This is a genomic window from Psychrobacter sp. CX90 (genome assembly GCF_057396305.2).
Genome location: NZ_CM182008.1, coordinates 1,514,754 through 1,532,444 on the forward strand (window position 1 = coordinate 1,514,754; position 17,691 = coordinate 1,532,444).

Annotated in this window: 27 protein-coding genes; 13 read left to right on the plus strand and 14 right to left on the minus strand. The window is 42.2% G+C overall.

Annotation, left to right across the window (positions count from 1 at the left end):
• Positions 1–71: 71 nt before the first annotated feature.
• From AC2SLN_RS06020 to AC2SLN_RS06085, 14 genes are all read right to left on the minus strand, one after another.
• Positions 72–572: a phage virion morphogenesis protein gene (locus tag AC2SLN_RS06020; RefSeq protein ID WP_486550044.1), complete on the minus strand. Its 501-nt coding sequence runs from the start codon at positions 570–572 to the stop codon at positions 72–74.
• A gap of 145 nt (positions 573–717) precedes the next feature.
• Positions 718–1,944, minus strand: a complete 1,227-nt coding sequence (locus AC2SLN_RS06025) for a phage head morphogenesis protein (protein ID WP_486550045.1) — start codon at positions 1,942–1,944, stop codon at positions 718–720.
• A gap of 10 nt (positions 1,945–1,954) precedes the next feature.
• Entirely contained in the window at positions 1,955–3,544 is a 1,590-nt protein-coding gene (locus tag AC2SLN_RS06030) for a phage portal protein family protein (protein WP_495057370.1), read from the minus strand.
• A 6-nt stretch (positions 3,545–3,550) separates the two neighbouring features.
• Entirely contained in the window at positions 3,551–5,221 is a 1,671-nt protein-coding gene (locus tag AC2SLN_RS06035) for a terminase large subunit domain-containing protein (RefSeq protein ID WP_486550049.1), read from the minus strand.
• Positions 5,221–5,778: a DUF3486 family protein gene (locus AC2SLN_RS06040; RefSeq protein ID WP_486550051.1), complete on the minus strand. Its 558-nt coding sequence runs from the start codon at positions 5,776–5,778 to the stop codon at positions 5,221–5,223. The genes AC2SLN_RS06035 and AC2SLN_RS06040 overlap by 1 nt, the downstream gene beginning before the upstream one ends.
• The gene (locus tag AC2SLN_RS06045; protein ID WP_486550052.1) at positions 5,779–5,958 is read right to left on the minus strand and encodes a hypothetical protein; all 180 of its coding nucleotides are present in this window, start codon (positions 5,956–5,958) and stop codon (positions 5,779–5,781) included.
• A 3-nt stretch (positions 5,959–5,961) separates the two neighbouring features.
• Positions 5,962–6,273, minus strand: a complete 312-nt coding sequence (locus AC2SLN_RS06050) for a hypothetical protein (RefSeq protein WP_486550054.1) — start codon at positions 6,271–6,273, stop codon at positions 5,962–5,964.
• A 3-nt stretch (positions 6,274–6,276) separates the two neighbouring features.
• The gene (locus AC2SLN_RS06055; RefSeq protein WP_486550055.1) at positions 6,277–6,606 is read right to left on the minus strand and encodes a hypothetical protein; all 330 of its coding nucleotides are present in this window, start codon (positions 6,604–6,606) and stop codon (positions 6,277–6,279) included.
• Positions 6,603–6,809, minus strand: a complete 207-nt coding sequence (locus tag AC2SLN_RS06060; RefSeq protein WP_486550057.1) for a TraR/DksA C4-type zinc finger protein — start codon at positions 6,807–6,809, stop codon at positions 6,603–6,605. Before AC2SLN_RS06060 ends, AC2SLN_RS06055 begins: the two co-directional genes overlap by 4 nt.
• A complete protein-coding gene (locus AC2SLN_RS06065) occupies positions 6,802–7,047 on the minus strand; it encodes a hypothetical protein (protein ID WP_486550059.1) in 246 nt (81 codons plus the stop codon). The genes AC2SLN_RS06060 and AC2SLN_RS06065 overlap by 8 nt, the downstream gene beginning before the upstream one ends.
• A 9-nt stretch (positions 7,048–7,056) precedes the next feature.
• Positions 7,057–7,590 (minus strand): NlpC/P60 family protein, encoded by a 534-nt coding sequence (locus AC2SLN_RS06070; RefSeq protein WP_486550061.1) that lies wholly within the window; start codon positions 7,588–7,590, stop codon positions 7,057–7,059.
• Positions 7,591–7,666: 76 nt separating this feature from the next.
• Positions 7,667–8,704 carry a hypothetical protein gene (locus AC2SLN_RS06075; protein ID WP_486550063.1) on the minus strand — a complete coding sequence of 346 codons (1,038 nt, stop codon included), beginning with the start codon at positions 8,702–8,704 and terminating at the stop codon, positions 7,667–7,669.
• Positions 8,705–8,809: 105 nt separating this feature from the next.
• Positions 8,810–9,379 (minus strand): PH domain-containing protein, encoded by a 570-nt coding sequence (locus tag AC2SLN_RS06080; protein WP_486550065.1) that lies wholly within the window; start codon positions 9,377–9,379, stop codon positions 8,810–8,812.
• A 19-nt stretch (positions 9,380–9,398) separates the two neighbouring features.
• Entirely contained in the window at positions 9,399–9,767 is a 369-nt protein-coding gene (locus AC2SLN_RS06085) for a helix-turn-helix domain-containing protein (protein ID WP_486550067.1), read from the minus strand.
• 97 nt (positions 9,768–9,864) lie between these two features.
• Here AC2SLN_RS06085 and AC2SLN_RS06090 point away from each other — a divergent pair, with 97 nt between their 5' ends.
• From AC2SLN_RS06090 to AC2SLN_RS06150, 13 genes are all read left to right on the plus strand, one after another.
• On the plus strand, positions 9,865–10,104 hold the full coding sequence (locus AC2SLN_RS06090; RefSeq protein WP_486550069.1) for a DNA-binding protein: 240 nt from the start codon (positions 9,865–9,867) through the stop codon (positions 10,102–10,104).
• 2 nt (positions 10,105–10,106) lie between these two features.
• A complete protein-coding gene (locus AC2SLN_RS06095) occupies positions 10,107–10,526 on the plus strand; it encodes a hypothetical protein (protein ID WP_486550071.1) in 420 nt (139 codons plus the stop codon).
• A 2-nt stretch (positions 10,527–10,528) separates the two neighbouring features.
• Positions 10,529–10,834 carry an IclR family transcriptional regulator gene (locus AC2SLN_RS06100; RefSeq protein WP_486550073.1) on the plus strand — a complete coding sequence of 102 codons (306 nt, stop codon included), beginning with the start codon at positions 10,529–10,531 and terminating at the stop codon, positions 10,832–10,834.
• Between the two features lie 12 nt (positions 10,835–10,846).
• Entirely contained in the window at positions 10,847–11,131 is a 285-nt protein-coding gene (locus tag AC2SLN_RS06105) for a hypothetical protein (protein ID WP_486550075.1), read from the plus strand.
• On the plus strand, positions 11,131–12,063 hold the full coding sequence (locus tag AC2SLN_RS06110; RefSeq protein ID WP_486550077.1) for a hypothetical protein: 933 nt from the start codon (positions 11,131–11,133) through the stop codon (positions 12,061–12,063). The genes AC2SLN_RS06105 and AC2SLN_RS06110 overlap by 1 nt, the downstream gene beginning before the upstream one ends.
• A 29-nt stretch (positions 12,064–12,092) precedes the next feature.
• On the plus strand, positions 12,093–13,838 hold the full coding sequence (locus tag AC2SLN_RS06115; protein WP_486550078.1) for a transposase family protein: 1,746 nt from the start codon (positions 12,093–12,095) through the stop codon (positions 13,836–13,838).
• Between the two features lie 11 nt (positions 13,839–13,849).
• Positions 13,850–15,043 carry an AAA family ATPase gene (locus tag AC2SLN_RS06120; protein WP_486550080.1) on the plus strand — a complete coding sequence of 398 codons (1,194 nt, stop codon included), beginning with the start codon at positions 13,850–13,852 and terminating at the stop codon, positions 15,041–15,043.
• Between the two features lie 10 nt (positions 15,044–15,053).
• Complete coding sequence (locus tag AC2SLN_RS06125; protein WP_486550082.1) at positions 15,054–15,326, plus strand: hypothetical protein; 273 nt, start codon at positions 15,054–15,056, stop codon at positions 15,324–15,326.
• Positions 15,319–15,936, plus strand: coding sequence for a DUF3164 family protein (locus tag AC2SLN_RS06130; RefSeq protein ID WP_486550084.1), 618 nt, complete (start codon positions 15,319–15,321; stop codon positions 15,934–15,936). Before AC2SLN_RS06125 ends, AC2SLN_RS06130 begins: the two co-directional genes overlap by 8 nt.
• Positions 15,937–15,946: 10 nt before the next feature.
• Complete coding sequence (locus AC2SLN_RS06135; RefSeq protein WP_486550085.1) at positions 15,947–16,333, plus strand: hypothetical protein; 387 nt, start codon at positions 15,947–15,949, stop codon at positions 16,331–16,333.
• A 52-nt stretch (positions 16,334–16,385) separates the two neighbouring features.
• Positions 16,386–16,658 (plus strand): Gp49 family protein, encoded by a 273-nt coding sequence (locus AC2SLN_RS06140; protein ID WP_486550086.1) that lies wholly within the window; start codon positions 16,386–16,388, stop codon positions 16,656–16,658.
• 85 nt (positions 16,659–16,743) lie between these two features.
• The gene (locus tag AC2SLN_RS06145) at positions 16,744–17,169 is read left to right on the plus strand and encodes a gp16 family protein (RefSeq protein WP_486550088.1); all 426 of its coding nucleotides are present in this window, start codon (positions 16,744–16,746) and stop codon (positions 17,167–17,169) included.
• A gap of 100 nt (positions 17,170–17,269) precedes the next feature.
• Positions 17,270–17,638, plus strand: a complete 369-nt coding sequence (locus AC2SLN_RS06150) for a Mor transcription activator family protein (protein ID WP_486550090.1) — start codon at positions 17,270–17,272, stop codon at positions 17,636–17,638.
• Positions 17,639–17,691: the final 53 nt, after the last annotated feature.

Here is a 17,691-nt window from a genome sequence, read left to right on the forward strand (position 1 = left end):
CACTAATGACCGCATAAAGACAGCAAAGGCGCTTAAATCGCAATTTAAGCGCCTTTGCTGTCTTTAATAATCTACTCAATCAAATACTCGCTAATCATATCTTTAATTACCGCCTCATCATCCTTACCAAGCCCCAAATACGGACGAGCAGGAATATCACCCCACAGATGAGGGAACTCAGATTTACTACCACCAAAGTGCATCATAGCTCCATATATCATATTGGTACCGACTGTCACACTGGCACTCGCTGCCTGATAATGAATGGACTGCATTAGGGTATGACTCATAATCAGCGGTCGCTTATTCATTACCTTGTTCCTACCACGCTTATTAATGCGACCTGACTTACCCATATCTGAGCGACCTAGCATACGAGCAAAAGTCACTGGGCTATTTGCTTCCCATTTTGTGCCATCAGGTGCTGTTGATGTCTCAAAGTTATCATGGGTGCTATTGACGAGATGTTCACCGATATCAGCCATAAGGGGGCGCATATTACCCACACGCTGTTGTAGTCGTAGTAGTTGCTTTTGTACTTGATCGCTACCTTCAAGTTGTACGGTTATCATTGCACCCACTCATTTTATGTATTAATATAAATATGCACCTAGTCCAAACTGCGGTAAGTCTCCCTCCCGCCACTAATCTGTTTTACAGATTTCGGTGATTGATGAGAACTCTGGGAGCGTTCTGCTAGGTGCTTTATTTTGTCTGCTATTTCTCAAACAGCACCTCACCACGTTTTTTAATCGCTTTATCTTTTGTGCTATCTAATCTATAAGATTTTAAATATATCTCTTTGCCATCCGCCGTCTGATGCAGCACTGCACTATAACGAGACTTCTTACCCTCCATAAAACCTTCAACCCACAGTGTACGTTGTGATGGCTTACCTGTCGGCTTGTGTATCTGACGTACAATAAGCGTTGCATTATCAATTACCCGTTGTACTTTATGATAACTCGACGCATCAAAGCCACGATTACCTGCACGGCTCTCTGCTTGTTTGAGGGCATCATATTCACTTAGCCAGATAGTTTGTGTTTCAACATCCAGTATTTGCCGTTGATTTGGGTTTATCACTGCCACTGCATATTTTTCACCCGTATCAGGCTGTCTTATCAGCCTATTTTTATCAAGATTTGATAATTTATGATAGTTTTCTTGTTGTAGAAGCTCATCACGCTGGTCATTCATTCTTGCTATCCAGCGTACAAACACCCCGTTTGCCATACCATCCGCAACCATAGCTTTAGCGATTACATAGCTATATTTATCAAGGTTGGGATACCAGCTCGACCCTGGTGCATGTGCAAAGCTATCATCTGTATAGCCGTCAACATCAGGCGTATCTGCCACACTAAGCCCTAGACGCTGTACATCTCTTTGACTTAACGCACGTACATAGCAGTTACAGCCATAGCCATTGGGTGGATAATTTATTGACCACCAGCCATCATTGGCAGATAGCACAAGACCATTAAGCCGTTTATGATTAAGGCGTGGGTTATCTAGTGTCACATGCCGATATTGCCAATACGGCCTTGCCGCTAACATCTCAGGTGTACGCATTTGATGCCAACGTCCAGCAGCATGGCTGGTGCGCATATTGGTTAGATAGACAATACGAGCACGCCATGCCTTATACTCTTTATCGGCATCCGATAGCCAGCCCCGCTTTTTCACAATCTCACCAAAGCGTTGTCTAAACTGCCCCAAGCTTTCACCATCGCTAATCGCTTTGCCTACCGCATCTTGCAAATCTTTTAACAAGTCCGCTTTCATCGCCCCAGCCACTACAAACGCTTTATCATGCTGGTGTGCTTGCAAATCTTTATAGCTTTGGGTGGGCAGGCGTACCTTTTGCTCATAAAACGCTATTTGCTCAGCAAAGGGCAACCTAAACGCCGCTTGTACATTAGACAGCTCTTTATCACTCATAATTTATCACTCACAAGCTGGTACCATCGCTATTTAATGCTGCCTCGCCAACTACCTCTGCACGTCCTGCCAACTCTGCTGCCGTCAGCCCTAGCGCAATAACCTCTACCAATTCATCACTAGGCAGATCACTAAACGCTGTGGTCAACATGTCTGGCAAAGCTTCAAGATTAGGTGCGTTATCAATAACTATCTTCAAGCGTGTTAGCCAATCATTTATATGGGGCTGACTGTCATTTGTCATTTGATCGACATGAGCGTCAGCATAGTCTATTCGCACAGGCGTAAATCTCCCTTCCTTTGATAAAGGAAGGGTTGGGGATGCGTCTTCACTAAAATCAGACTCACTAAAGTCCGCTTCAACACCAGAGTTTTGAGTAGCGTCATCTTGTCGGCCACGATCAGCACGTCCTCGGCTTCGAGCTTGTGCTGTAAGAGGTGCGTCGACATCGACATCATCTTCACCGAGTTTATAGGCTCGCATAAAGTAGGTTTTAGTCAGACGTGCACCAGCTTTTTGTAGTTTTTCATCACGACTGGCCAGTTGCTCAGTGACATCTTCATCAGACCACATTTTCCACACTGGCATTGGCTCATCATCACCGATGTTGAGACGCACAACGTAGCGCAGTAGTTCATTGATGGCATCGCTTATCATCTCACCATCGGCATCACGTATGTCGTCTGTAACTTCAAGTCCAGCCGTGGCACTAGCGTTAGTGCTCGATGAATCAGTAGATTGATCTTGACCAAGTAGCGCAATGTTAATTTCACTACGGCAATACTTAAGCAGGCGCTCAAACATATCAGCAGTTGCCCCTTTGCCAGCCGCCTCAATGATTTCAACAGATCCATCATTAGGTATAGCACCGATACCGTCTTGGCTTAACACCTCTAAACTGTCTAGTATTTTATCGACCTCAGTTTGCGGTGTGCCACGAGGGTGTTTACCCACGATAAAGGCTTGACCGTATTTATCGGCAAAGCGCAACCAAAACTTCAGTCCGCCTTTACGGAATATCGCATACCAATACACAGCAGCCATATCCGCCACACCGTATGGATTATTAAAAGTCGCATCATTACGAGCCATGATAAACTTTAACTCAGGCACAGGCTCAAACGTCATGCTCCCAAAGCTTTTAAAACATAGCTCATTATCACCATTGAAGCCAAACCATTCTGGCGGTTTCCCGACGACCTTTTCAGGTATCCATAAGCCATTATCTTTAGTCCAGTAGATTTCTGCAGGGCTGTAACCATACCAAGCAGCATCATGCAGTTCACGTATCAATGTACGCAGCTTGATATTAGCCAGTACTTGCTGACACAAGTCCATGACTTTATCACTGGCATCACCTTGATCGAGCCCATATTCGAGACCAACGACAGCAGAGCGACGACGGCGTATTGCTCCCTTAATCACTGGGTCGACCATAATGTCACGATAGACCTCAATGTCGCAGCCAAGCTTTTTTAGAACTGGATCAGGGTTTGGCAGTGACATCATCAGTGCACCTAAGTCAGAGCCTAGATACGGATTTATCTTTTCACGACTAGCGATTTCACTGGATAGTCGATTTGTTTTAGTCTCTGTCATGCTCATTTAGTCATAGCCTCGTATCATATTTTTAAAGCGGCCAATTAGCCCTATGCCTTGCTGTACACCACTATCAGTATCAGCCGCACGAGAGGCGACCACATACGCCCCCATGGAAATTTGCATATAAGCCGCATTCGCTAAGCACAGCGCAGGGGAGAAGTCCCCGTGGCGCTCAAGCTCAGGATCTTTTAAGTCTTTTCGTTTAAGCGCAACCACCATCGGTATACCGTTAACCTCCTCAATTGCTCGCAAATCTTGGGTCAGGTTGCTATCGGCTGGCATTAATATCTGGGCATCTTCAAACAGATTAATCATTTTAGGCATATACTCGCCATACCACTTTTGCGTCAGCTTCACTTGTAGTATTCGGTCATGTCCAAATTTATCAGCGGTCAGCTCTGCAGTTGTTTCACCACTACCAGTTGCATCCATTGCACCAGCAATAAATCTTGGTAAACCCTCTATCATCGCCCATAATATTTGCATCTGCTGCCGTGCTGGCACTTTATGCATTTCAATCACAAACGGCACATCACGTACTAAGTTTGGCATAATGCCAAGCGGTGTGATAATGCTAAAGTCACGATGCCGTGCATAGTCTTGACCAAAGTACCACAGCCACTTAGGGTCTAAATCTTTTAGTAATGGCTTAAGGTTCGCTTCTATCCAGCCATCGACAAAGTCTGCTCTATCATCAACACTTCTATCGACAAAGCTTTCAGGTAGAGCAAGGCGTAATACTTTACGATCTTGTACCGATGCACGCTCAATCCACGTATTTGGCAAACTGGTACCATTGCCATCGCGAGGTATGGCATCAAGCTCTTCACGCATTTGTGATTTGCGACTACCATAACCCCGCCTGATTTTACGATACCATTTCTTTTTACCTTCAGGGGTTGGCGACTCACCTTTAATCAGACACACACGCTCATATAGCCCATTAGCTACCGCATCATCAAACGTAGCTTTATACACAAATGCAGTATCTTCATAGACACCATTTTGCACCTCTTTAATAAGCTGATTAAAAGCATTTTGAGTACCATTGTGGGTACTGATGATGACAATCTTACTGCCCCAGATTAGTAGTGCTGTCGCTGCATCCAGCACCGCTTGAACATTACTATGGAATGCTGCTTCATCAATCAATACATGACCCTGCAAACCACGGATATTCTCTGGTCGTGATGATAACGCCATAATCTGAAAGCCACTGGCGAGGCGGATACGCCAGCTTGTAATATATTTGGTCTTGCCGTGTTCGTCTTGATCTTCAAACAAAAATTCTTCAATGCCACTCACGCCTTGACCTTGAGCACGGGCAATCGTCTGCAAAAACTTAGCGCAATAGCCTATAAACTCTAAGCCTTTTTGTTTGGTATCACCAATGTAATACACATTATCACCACCTGCATGGCGCTGTGATGCAGCCACTAGCGACTTATCCAGTGCCATCCCAAATGTCAGACCGGTACGCCGTCCTTTTTCCACTACTAAAATGTCGTACTCATGAGACAAAGCAATGGCTTCAGTCTGGTGCGCCATCAGCAAGCCGTCTTGCATCACATTTAGGTTATGGGGGATGTCTTTAACCGATTGCGGCAAATCCTCCCATTCGATAATGTTTTGAGTGTCGCTTAAGGGTTTTAATTCGCCATTTTGTGCAGGCATTAAGAGCGTACTCCTAAGAACTCACGACGCCAGAAGTCGACTTGGTCTTTGCCAAGTCCACCAGCCCTAACATGTTCTTCAAGCTTAGCTTCTTGCTCTTTTATTAATTCAGCACGCGCACGCTCTTTGACTTCACTTTCCCATTTCTTCTGAGTGATATTTGCACGAGTAAGCTCAGCCATAGACTTACTAATCTTTGCAATTAACAGAAGACGTTCTTCTTTATTTTCAACCTCATCAAGCTCTTTAAGTGATACTAGTGCATTAAAGGCTTCAGTCTGCATCAGCGTGATAGTGGCATTAGATAATGCCCCCGTATCATCACCAGCGTTCTCTGCAAAGTGAATGGCCATATCAGTTGCGACTTTAGCAGCATTCAGTTTACTTTCAAGCTTTTTGCCATACCGATGGATTGATGACTTGCTAATCTCGTAGCCAAGCTCACGTAGCCATGCCTCTAAGTCCTGATAGCCATTAAACCCATTATCAAACAGCTTATCATCAAGCTTTTTACGGTGCTCTGGTGCCAACTTATCAATCGCAGTTTCCCGTCCCATCTAACGCCCCTTCCGCTTATTTTGCTTAGCTTTGCAGCGCTTAGCTTTCATACGAATATTATTGCGTGGATTATGCGTTATCGTTTTACCATCGCAATGATATATCCCACGCATTGGGTCTTGATCAGCCATGTAGGCGATAGCATTCAAGATTGAGATATTACTAGAATGGATCGCCATCATTTACTCCCAATACTTAGCAGGGCGAGCAATGCCAGCTGGACAATCCACCGTATAATCTACAACATCAACACCCACAGCAGTCAATCGGCTATGCCAATGCCCATCTGGTTTTTTAGTTACCATGACCATTTGTTTTAGTTCAAGATAGCTCAACTGTTGGTGCAATTCATTTGGTGTCACATTGCCGTATATATCATCAATAATGGTTTTTAGCATCGTATCACCGCAGCCAAGCGGTTCTCCTCGGTGCATCGCCACCAGTAGATACCAGCGCATACCTTCTCGGCGGCTTTTTTGTATATCAACGCTCATCTTTTAATCCTTATTGTTTTGACTGATAATACCGTAAAGCCTATCAAGCTTAGCTTCTACCACAGTGAAGGTGCGGTTAAAGTCAGATTTATGTATGTATTTTTCGGGAAGCTCTGCTTTAAGTTGTAATAAGTCTTTTTCAATCTGTCGCACTTCAGCGGTTTGTTCGCCCACTTGCCGACTTAGCTTACCCAGCTCATCTTTTAATCCATCATCACGCTCACGCAATGCTGATTCAAAGCGGTTAAAAAATGCGGTGCCTGCCCCCCAGATAGAACCACCGATGGTCACTGCTAACCCAATGGCTTGATAGGGCTCTAGCTCTAATATCATCGTTTAGTCCTTTCATATTTAGTTTGGCATTTGATGCAACGAACAGCAGACGGCACAGCACGTTTACGAGCCGTGCCAATTAGGTTGCCGCAGTCCTCGCACTCATTGATATCGTTTGGATCGGCTTGTTTTGTTGCCTGCTGTATTTGCCCATTCAGCCAATATTCAAAGGTTTTATTGGCGGTATCGATAATGTCACTCACGCACGCCACCGCTTTTAATTGCTTGAGTTGTGTTTTTACGCAAGATGGCGTTAATTAGGTTTACGGTTGCTAATAGTAATGCAAAGTTTTCAGCAGTCATGTACTGCTCAAGTGATGGCAGTAAGGGGTCAACAATTTTAAAAATGATTGCTAATACACCCAATACACCGTTAAACCACATTGTCTTAGACTCATACCAATGCTTGCTGTTGTCAAACTTATTACTTTTTGATTGCATATCGATTCCTTAAGCCTCAGAGGTTGGTTGGCGATAATTACCATACTGATAATATGGCAAATCATAGCGATAGCTATATGGTAAACTTGGTACACCATTACCTCTGGATGGCCACACAAAGGCGGTAAAACGGCTACGTGGATAGGTGGCAATACTAATCTGATTATTTTGATTACCTCCTAGCACAACAAGGCGATCGCCTGAAGTTTTACCGATGACAAAACACACATGGCCACCGCCTTTACGGCTCATCACGCCAAGGCAACCATAAGCAGGTTTAGACAGTACTGTGCCGTAGCTTGCGTAGGCTTTTGCTCGATACCAGTGTTTTGGTATACCTCGATTGCTGGCAGTGAGGCAATGAGCAACAAATACACCACACCATGGTGTTTCATCATCTGTCCACCAGGCGTTAAGATTGCCTAGCCAGCGCTGGATGGTTTTGTTATGGCGTGTACCTCGGGTTTCTTTTAACCCAATATAGTGTCGAGCCTCAGCAACCCAAGGCAGTTCGTGTTTGATGTTTGGATTTTGATCAGACATAAAAAAACCTGTTAACTTAATTTAGTTAACAGGTTATTAATTTAGAGGTGGTTTTGATTTTATGGCGGTTTAAGGGTTAGTTATCATCATCGATTTTTTGGCTATCATCAAAAACAATATCCTCTTCAACTCTTGTAACACTAATGATAACAGCATCTTTAATTAGTTCACCTTTTATTCTAGCTTTGATTTCAAGATATGCTGGATGATGATTCCACTCAGCTTTACCAAGCTTAAGTAGATGTTGATTATCTAAAGTATTGTCCTCAAGGGTAGCAGTAAACTCTCTATGAGTATCAAGATTCCTAACCCTAACTTTACGAATTAATGTGCTTGAAGAGTTAACTTCTAAAAGTCTATATCGTCCATCCATTCTGACGGGTAGCCAGTCCTCTTTAGGAGTTTTAGCATAATATTCTGCTTCTTCTCCTGTTACTTCAATGACGCCGTCGATATCCACATCATCAGCATAGCGAGTACTTTTAAGTATTTCAGCCTTAGTTTCTTTTGACTTATTGTATATGATTTTTGCCTTATCATTTTGTATAGCTACTTTTTCGAGTGTATCTAAAGCATTCTTTGTAGTTTCACTCATAGTGTTTAGTATATTTTTTTGTGAGTCGTTCTCTAACTCTTTCTCTTTTAAAGCTTTTCTACTATCAACCCAGTGTCTCCATGCAGAAGTACCAAAGTACGCAACCAGGGCAAAAATAATGAGTGCCATTGCTTCTGTAGAATTCATTTTACCCACCGTAGCCTTTACTATTTCTGTAAATAAATCATTGATATCAATATCAAGAATAGATGAGCCTTCAGTAACAATTACTTGTATCTCAAGTTGTTGTTTTTGTTCTTTAGTCAGTCTATTAATGTTGTTATCATTATAAACGGCTAATGCAAATGCTTCATATAAAGAATGTTGTAAAACTATAATGCCTTTCATCACACTAGGAGTAATACTATTATGAAACTTATCTCCAGTTAGATGAATATGAAAACTATCTAATCCCTCAAAGACGATATGACTTGTATCAATAGAGTCAGGATTTTCTAGATATTTCTTTAAAAATTCGATTGCATCTATTTCATTAGAGATTGTTATTTTATTATCCATTCTATACCCTTTTCCCAACTCAACTATAAACCACTATAACCACGTGCATAACACCAAAACCCCGATCACATCACTATTTATTGACTTTTTCATTGTTTACTCTTTTTAGTTATTCAAAATTTTAGCTTTTTGAGCTTCAAATTCTTCATCAGTCAATATTCCTTTATCTCTAAGTGCTGCAAGCCTTTCAAGCTGTTCAATCATAATATCTGTACTGCTTTTACTTTCAGTGATATTTGTATCATTAGGTGTTGGAATAGGTGGTGGAGCATTACTCGTTGTTTCAGTTCCTTTAGATATTTTAGAGCGTACAAATTCGGAGAAGTTTCTTGCTTGCTTTTTGTCCAACTGCTCAATATCCGCCTTGTTACCTGACGCAAAGATAGTTATTTTGCCAAAAATCATACCTGTTTCATATTGAATAGAAGATATGTTCTTTAACGGAAAGTCCTCAACTTTTAACCCATAAATTAAGCCCTTATCAATGAAGATTAAGCGACTATTCGTACAAACTAGAATACCAGTACCATTATTATAAAAGCCTTGGATAATAGCTTCTGGCCTCTCATTTTCCCATAAGATACTTGGCAACTCCTTTATCTCTTTTCGACCGAGTAAAACGCTAGCGCCGTCTAGTTTTTCTAAAACTGGTCTAATTTCATCCATACTTGGCATAGTCTATTCCTTTATTAGATTAATCTTCCGCAAACGCTTTAGCTGTCTGCATTAGTAACTCCTGCTTATCTTTACTCATCTTTCGATACATTTGTATCATTTTCCATTCTTCTTCCGATAGTGAAAGTGGTTTCACATCTTTTTTGGGAGCTACCTTACCAATTAAACGACTGGTACTTTTCTCACCAGTCATTATATAGCTAATACTTGCACCAAGCTCAGTAAAAGCTTTAAGCACGCGCCCACCTAACTCACTCTCATCTCTTTCGTAGCGACCCCACTGTACTCTAGATACCTCACACAGATCAGCAATTTGCTGCTGGGTATAACCGAGTCTTTTCCTTTCATCAGCAATTCTTTTGCCAATTGATACATATTTATCATTCATAGGGAATTTAGCCTTGACTTAATGATACATATGTATCATTATATACACATTGCTAGATACATATTTGTTTCATAAACCACCATAAGGATTTTAGCACATGACTAAATCTATCACACCCCAAACACCAAAAACGCCTAATGAATTTCGAAAACAGCTTATTGACGAGGGTATCACTCTCAAACAGTGGGCAGAGGATAGAGGCTACGACCCCGAATATTGCTCTCGTATCTTAACAGGCCTTGTGAAAGGAACTCGTGGCAAAAGCCACAATATCAAAGTAGCAATGGGTCTAAAGCTTGATCCCAATGCTAAACAGAATGCAAAACAGGAGGCTTAATCATGACGACTAAACAACACAAAAGAGTCAGCAGCTTAAAGCTAAACAATGCCGAGCTGCGTCGTGAACTCATCCATGCAGATACCATTATCCAAAATGCCCTAGGTTCAATGGTCGTCGAGCAAATAGAAGGATTGGCTTTGATGAATGAAATCAATGCTAACTCAGATACATCAGACCCATTTCGCAGCAAGGCTCGTAGTCAAGCAATGCACCGAATTACCCCAAAGCGTGACTATCTAAAAACAGTACTAGCAGTATTACTAGGATTTTTTATCACTGCTTGGTACTGCGCTTACACCGAAAACGACCTCTTACGTACCGAACTGGCAAGAGCACAGAGTCAACCAGTGCAAGTGGTTAAGTCCCCCTTTTTCAAAGGGGGATTTAGGGGGATTTCACAAGCTGTACAAGGAGAGTAATCATGGCAAACGCCACTAAACGAGCTTTAAAGATTCAAAAAGTTTTAGCAGGCAAATCATTACAAGGCATGGCTTTAAAAGATATCGCAGCAGGTATTGATGAAAACAGTGTTAATACTCATCGCACACTACAAGACATGATTAGCGAGGGGATGGCAGTGCAATTTGAACACAATAAAAAGTATGCCTTATCGACAGCCTGTCTTGCCATTGCACGAGCGCATAGCCTTGAGGTTGGTCAAGCGCAAGAGCAGTTAGATGCGGTCAACCAACGAGTGACTGCCCATGCCAATCAGTACCTAACTTAACAAGGATTGAATATGTCAAATACTCACGAACTCATTGGATATTTAAAGACACAAATGCAATTACGTATTTTAACTACTGCTATGTATGGATCTATAACTAGAGAGGTCTTAGGTATGCCCAATACATCACCACAGGATCTACTAGGTAGAGGCTTTGATGACAATGAAATCAGTACGGCAGTAGAGGCTAGCTTTGAGTTGGAACGACTGATTCGCTCAGGAAAATCAATCACACATTCTATTAATTATATGGTTAGTCATGGCTGGTTACAACGTATTAACGAGGAGGTTAAATAGTGAATAACTTAGATCAAAACCAATTGGCAGAACTTAAAGACAATTTAAATATTGACCAATTTGAGGTGGCACGCCTCTTGGGTCAAAGCCAATATGCTGAACTAATTGAAAACTTCGGACGTGTCAGCAAAATTAAAATTTATGCATACCTTAAGGAAACCAAGAAATATAAGGGCTTGAGCATCGTTGATACAAATGGCGAACTGCTGACCGTCAGCACTTGGCAGGAGTTTTGCCAAACCCAAGGAAAAAGTCACCAACATATTGATGAAGAAATCCGTAATTTATCTACCTTTGGCGAAGACTTCCTAGAAACATCACAGCGTATGGGCGTTGGTTATCGAGACCTCCGTAAACTTCGCAAGCTTCCTGATGCTGAGCGAGAAGTCATCATCAATGGCGAAGCAGTACAGGCTGAAGACAAAGAAACCTTAATTGATCTCATTGAAGAAATGAGTGCCAAGCACGTTAAAACCCGCGATACGCTGCAAAAGCAAATCAATGAATTGCAAGCCGATGCCAAAGCCAAAGACAGCGTCCTATCCACTAAGAACAAAAAGATAGACGAGCTAGATGCCAAGCTAAGCCTGCGTAAAGACCCAGACCAAAAGCTGGCTGTCCAAAAAGAGCTAGAAGCGCATATTAGTAGCGAGTTGGCACAAGCAGTGACCAGTATGCTTACCGCCATTAGCCAGTTTAATAACTCAATCATTACATTGAAAGAGCAGGCAGCAGAGGACGTACCTCACTTGATATTCAAGATAGACAGTGATGTCAGCTACACCTATAACCGCATTGCCGAGCTAGCAGCTGCAGAGGGTATTGAGATTAATCTTGAAGAGATGATAACTCCGGACTGGATGAATGATGCTCTAGAATCTGACAATTTTGAATTACAAGGTCAAACTCCAGAAGACCTTTTAAACGACTAGTTAGTATAACAACCAAACAAGAGCAACCTATGGACACCGCCACCTTTGATTATCTAAAACAGCTTGCCCAGCGTCTTGATAGTGCCAAGCATGGGCAAAAAACGCCAATCGTTGAGCAAGCAGCGGATTACTTGTGTTGCTCAACCAAACAAGTGTATCAACTGCTCAAAGACGCAGGTTTTACCAAGCCTCGCAAGACACGTACTGATAAAGGCGATAGCGTGATTACTAAAGAGCAGGCTCAGCTGATCGGTGGCATGATCTTAGTCGCCACCCGTGCCAATGGCAAACAAATCTTATCTGTCAGTGACGCAGCCGAGATGCTAAAAGCACAAGGCAAACTGCCTGACGTTGCCGTTAGCACCATCTTGCGCGCCCTCAAGGCGTATCACTGTCATCCAAGCCAGTTATCTACGCCAACCGCCCACGTTAACCAACGCAGTCTACACCCCAACCATGTATGGCAGATTGATGCTTCAGTCTGTGTCTTGTTCTACCTGCCAAAAGGTGGATTGGCGGTAATGGAGCAAAAAGAGTTCTATAAAAACAAACCAGCCAACATCAAGAAAATTGAAAAAGAGCGGGTAATCCGTTATGTCGTTACTGACCACTACAGTGCTGCCACTTATGTGGAATACGTCCTGGGCGCAGAGTCTAGCGAAAATTTAACCCAAGTCTTTTTAAACGCCATACAAAAGCGTGAAGCGAATGACCCCATGCACGGAGTACCTCATATCCTTGTGATGGACAAAGGCTCGGCAAACTTATCAGGCTTATTTTTAAACCTGTTGGAGCGTCTGAATGTCGAGCATATCGAACATGCCGCTGGCAATAGCCGTGCAAAAGGTCAAGTTGAAAAGCACAACGACATTGTCGAGTGCAAGTTTGAAAGCCGTCTTACATTTTTAAACTGTAAGTCATTGACTGAGCTAAACGCCTATTGCACCAGATGGCGTACTCACTTTAACGCCACGGCAACCCATAGCCGTACTCGCAAGACTCGCAATGCGGTATGGCTCACTATTACTCCAGAGCAACTCAGGTTAGCACCAAGCTTAGAGATATGCCGAGAGCTTGTGACAACCAAACCGAAAGCTATGAAAGTACGTGGCGACTTAACTGTTACCCATACCATCAAAGGCTATCCAAATCAAACTTACGATGTCACCCATCTGCCAGACATCTATCCGAAAGCCGAAGTCGAGATAGTCGTCAACCCATATCGTGCACCAGATATTGACGTCACTTGGTTAGACACTGTTTATACCGTCAGCCCAATACAAACAGATGATGCAGGCTTTGCCATTCATTCGCCCGTTATTGGTAAACAAATGATTGCTAAACCTGAAAGTAAAGCGGATAGCAGTCGTAAATCAATGCTTAAAGCCGCTTATGGTGCAGATAGCGAAAGCGAGGTGGATAAAGCCCGTAAACAGAAAAAAGCAGCCTATCAAGGCGAAGTCGATGCAATGGCAGATGTAGACAACAGCCATAGCGATGGCAACGTGCCAAACGTCATTACTAAAGCTGGTCAAACCATTGATACAAGCACGCATGAGCACTTATTAAAAGGCAACCGTGAGCTTAAACCATTAACCCATGTTCAAGCAGCAATGGAATTAAGAGGCTTAATAGGTAACCAATGGACACCTGAGCATTTTGCTGAACTGCAAGCTCAATACCCGAATGGCGTACCTCAAACTGCTATTACCGATATTGCCGACCGCATTGTGATGGGCCGACCCGTTCAGCATCTAAAAGTGGTTAATCATTAAAAGGAAATCTAATGCAGACGTTCAAACAATTATTAGAAAACAACAATATAAGCCAACGCCAATTAGCAGATGCCATACACATTAGTCCAGCAGCACTAAATCAATTTGTTAATAAAGGTATATGCCCAAAAAGATTACCAAGAGAGTCTTTAGAAAAACGCATTACTGACCACTTAACTGGAGTCAATGTAGATACCACGTCTTTAAAGGTAATATTCGCGAGCTTACATCTAAATGAATATGAAAATAGAAAGCCATTAGCCGAGATATTAAATACAACTAAAGATTTAAACAAAGAAGAGGATGAACTTATGTTACTACGCAAACAAACCCTAACCGAACCAGCCCGTAAGCAGTTTAAGCTTTTCACTAATCCATTTACCAATGATATTCGCTCAGCAGACGAGCTATATCAATCTACTGATACAGCTTATGTACGTGCAGCCATGCATCACACTGCCAAGCATGGAGGCTTTATCGCCGTCGTTGGCGAGTCAGGTGCTGGTAAAACCACGTTAAAGCGTGACCTTATTGATCGCCTAAAGCGTGAAAACCAATCAATCATTACAATCGAGCCTTATGTTCTAGCAGCAGAGGATAACGATATTAAAGGCAAAACGCTCAAAGCGTCGCACATTGCAGAAGCAGTATTAAATGCACTTAGTCCGTTAGAGAATCCAAAGCGCAGCCCCGAAGCACGCTTTCGACAAGTACATAACGTACTAAAAGAGTCGCACAAAGCAGGTAATAGCCACGTACTAATTATCGAAGAGGCACACAGCTTGCCGATTCCAACTCTTAAGCATCTCAAACGCTTCTTCGAGTTAGAGGATGGCTATGACAAGCTTCTTGGCATTATCTTAATAGGTCAAAACGAGCTTGGGCTAAAGCTATCAGAGCAAAACCCAACAATTAGAGAGGTGGTGCAACGTTGTGAGATCGTCACATTACAACCCATTGCACCCGCAGAATTATCTGGATATTTAACCAAACGTTTAGGTAAGCAGTACAACCTAAACAGCATCATTGACGAGTCTGGTATCAATGCAATTACCAGCCGCCTAGTTCGCACTGACAACAAAGGCAAGGTTACCCAAAGCCTTATGTATCCGCTAGCCATTGGCAACCTATTGACTGGTGCCATGAACATGGCAGCCAACCTTGGCGTACCCGTCGTTAATCACGACATCATTATGAATGTATAAGGAACAAAACATGGCATTAATTCTTAACCCTAATTCCAATGACGATAGTGAATGGCAACGCTTTGGAGAGGGCATCGAACGTGAAGTATTTATACGCACTATCATTAGAAACGTAACACCTGAAGCATTAGCGCATGAGTTGAAATTATCAGCACAAGAAATGATAGATGCTCAAGAACAACAAGATGAAAGGTTAAATCAAATTATCAAAAACGCTAACCATCAATTAACAATGACTCTATTAAATGATATCAAACTACAACAGGAGCAAAGCAATGTCTAACTTAGTACAAGTATCCGACGGATTTATGATCAATGAAAAAGGCTATCACGTACCTGTTGATAAGGTAAAACCTATCGACAAGCTTCGTGATGAGCAAGTTAAGCAAATGATTAAAGATGCAAAACACTTACGGGGCATTATGCAGCAAACCAAGCAGTCTCTTTTTGCAGATTTTAGAGACTTTTTAAACCTTTCGGCTGCTGAATATGACACTGAATATGGTGGCAAGAAGGGAAACGTTAGTCTTCCCAGCTTTGATGGTAAGTATAAAGTGCAGATTGCTATCCAAGATCACATCGTCTTTGATGAGCGCCTACAAATTGCCCAAAATCTAATCCACGAGTGCATCGAAGAATGGGGTGCAAGTAGCGCCAAAGAGATAATGACCCTTGTTAACGATGCCTTTCAGGTCGATAAAGAAGGTAAAGTCAGCACCCAGCGCGTACTTGGTCTACGTCGTCATGACTTCGAGCATCCGAAATGGGAAAAAGCGATGGAAGCTATCGCTGATGCCATGCAAGTCGTCAGTAGCACCGAATACATGCGCTTTTATGAACGTGATGAACAAGGCAAGTATCAGCAAATCTCACTCGACTTTAGTAAAGTTTAAGGAAAAGACTATGACACTTGAAGAAATAGAGGCTATTGCCGAGCAGCAAGATAAGAATACCTATCAAGTTAGAGCAGAAACAGACAGTGGAGATATTGAGCTTTGTTTCAGTGTCAAAGTGAACATGAAGTATCAATATTGGATTGAAATGCATAAGTTTTGGATGGGTCACGAACAAAGTCTGGAAGATGCAGATGGAGACGTTATCAAAAGAGTTTTACATTTTTATGCTAACAGACTTATAGAGTATTTAGTTAATCACCAGTGTTGGAGTGATGCAGGTGTAAATCAAATGTTAGATGATCACGAAGGAATCGTAGCGGCTCCATATATGGATGTAAAAGTGATTAGTTTTGATTTTGAACCTGAAATTAAAACCTTTTATGAAGTTCAATAAATAACCGCCACCAGTTGGCTATTAGCAACCAAATCAAATAAAGGAAGAGAATATGGCTAAACTAACCCCAGAGTTTTTAAAAAGTAAGATTGTCAGTGAAAACTATCATCAGTTTGATGGCACAACAGTAACCGTCTGCTGCTTAACACTTGAGAATGACTTCAGTGCAATTGGTCATAGTGCCTGCATTGACGTTGATAACTTTGATGCCGTCATTGGAGAAAAAACAGCTTATAACAATGCGTTTAGTAAGTTGTGGGAACTATATGGCTTTGCAGACAAAGAAATCACTCACCAATTGGACAGAAGTGGCATTTTAACTTAATCACTTTTAGCCATTTAATCATTCAATGATTGGGGTGAGTTAGCGCAAGCAGCTCACCCTTTTTTTATACCAAAGGGAAACAACCATGACCATCAAACATACTCCAGACAAGCCTAAACTCATTCAGCTCATTCATATTGGAAAGAGCAAACTTGGGTTAGACGACGGTACATACCGTCATATGCTAACCGAGATAACTGGCAAAGATAGCACTAAGCAAATGACCAAACAAGAGCTATTAAAAGTGCTAGATAATTTACGTGATAGAGGCTTCACACCCAGTAAGCCTAAGCGCTCAGGCAAGCTAAAACAGGCTGATGACCCTCAGTCTAAAAAGATACGCAGTTTGTGGTTAGAGCTACATGATGCAGGCAAAGTACGCAATCCCAGTGAGCGAGCATTAGCCAGCTACGTCGAGCGGCAGACAGGTAAATCAGCATTACAGTTCTTAAGCACAGCTGATGCTAGTAAAGTTATCGAGTCGCTAAAACAGTGGCAAAAAAGATTGTAAATTAGCGTAATAATTAACCAGACCTGCCATGCTCATGCCACCTAAGGTCATTTAGATATAGTAAAATAAAGGCTTATAGCGAGTTTACAGGAGGCTAGATATGACGGATATTAAACACGCTGGCAGGCACACACAATTAGGCACAGCCTTTCTACAAGATATGGTTGGGCATGGTGCCGACATTCTTTCAAACTTCACAGACTTACCTAGCGAATCTTGCGAGCAAATTGCCTTCCATCTAGCAGATCGTATGACCACACATTGGGGTGGTAGTATGCTCTATGTACCGAAGAGTAACCCTGTAGAGCTACACAAGCGGGATCTAGCAATATGGCAGGACTTCAACGGCACTAACCACCACCAGCTCGCCCAAAAGTATCAGCTTTCAATGGTAACTATCTACCAGATCATCGCTAAAGTCCGCAAAGCCCTCCCCAAAAAGCAAGAAGACCTATTCGATAAAGAGTAGGCCTTCTTATTTTTATTGATTTAATGATAACACCTAGTGTAATCTTATTACAT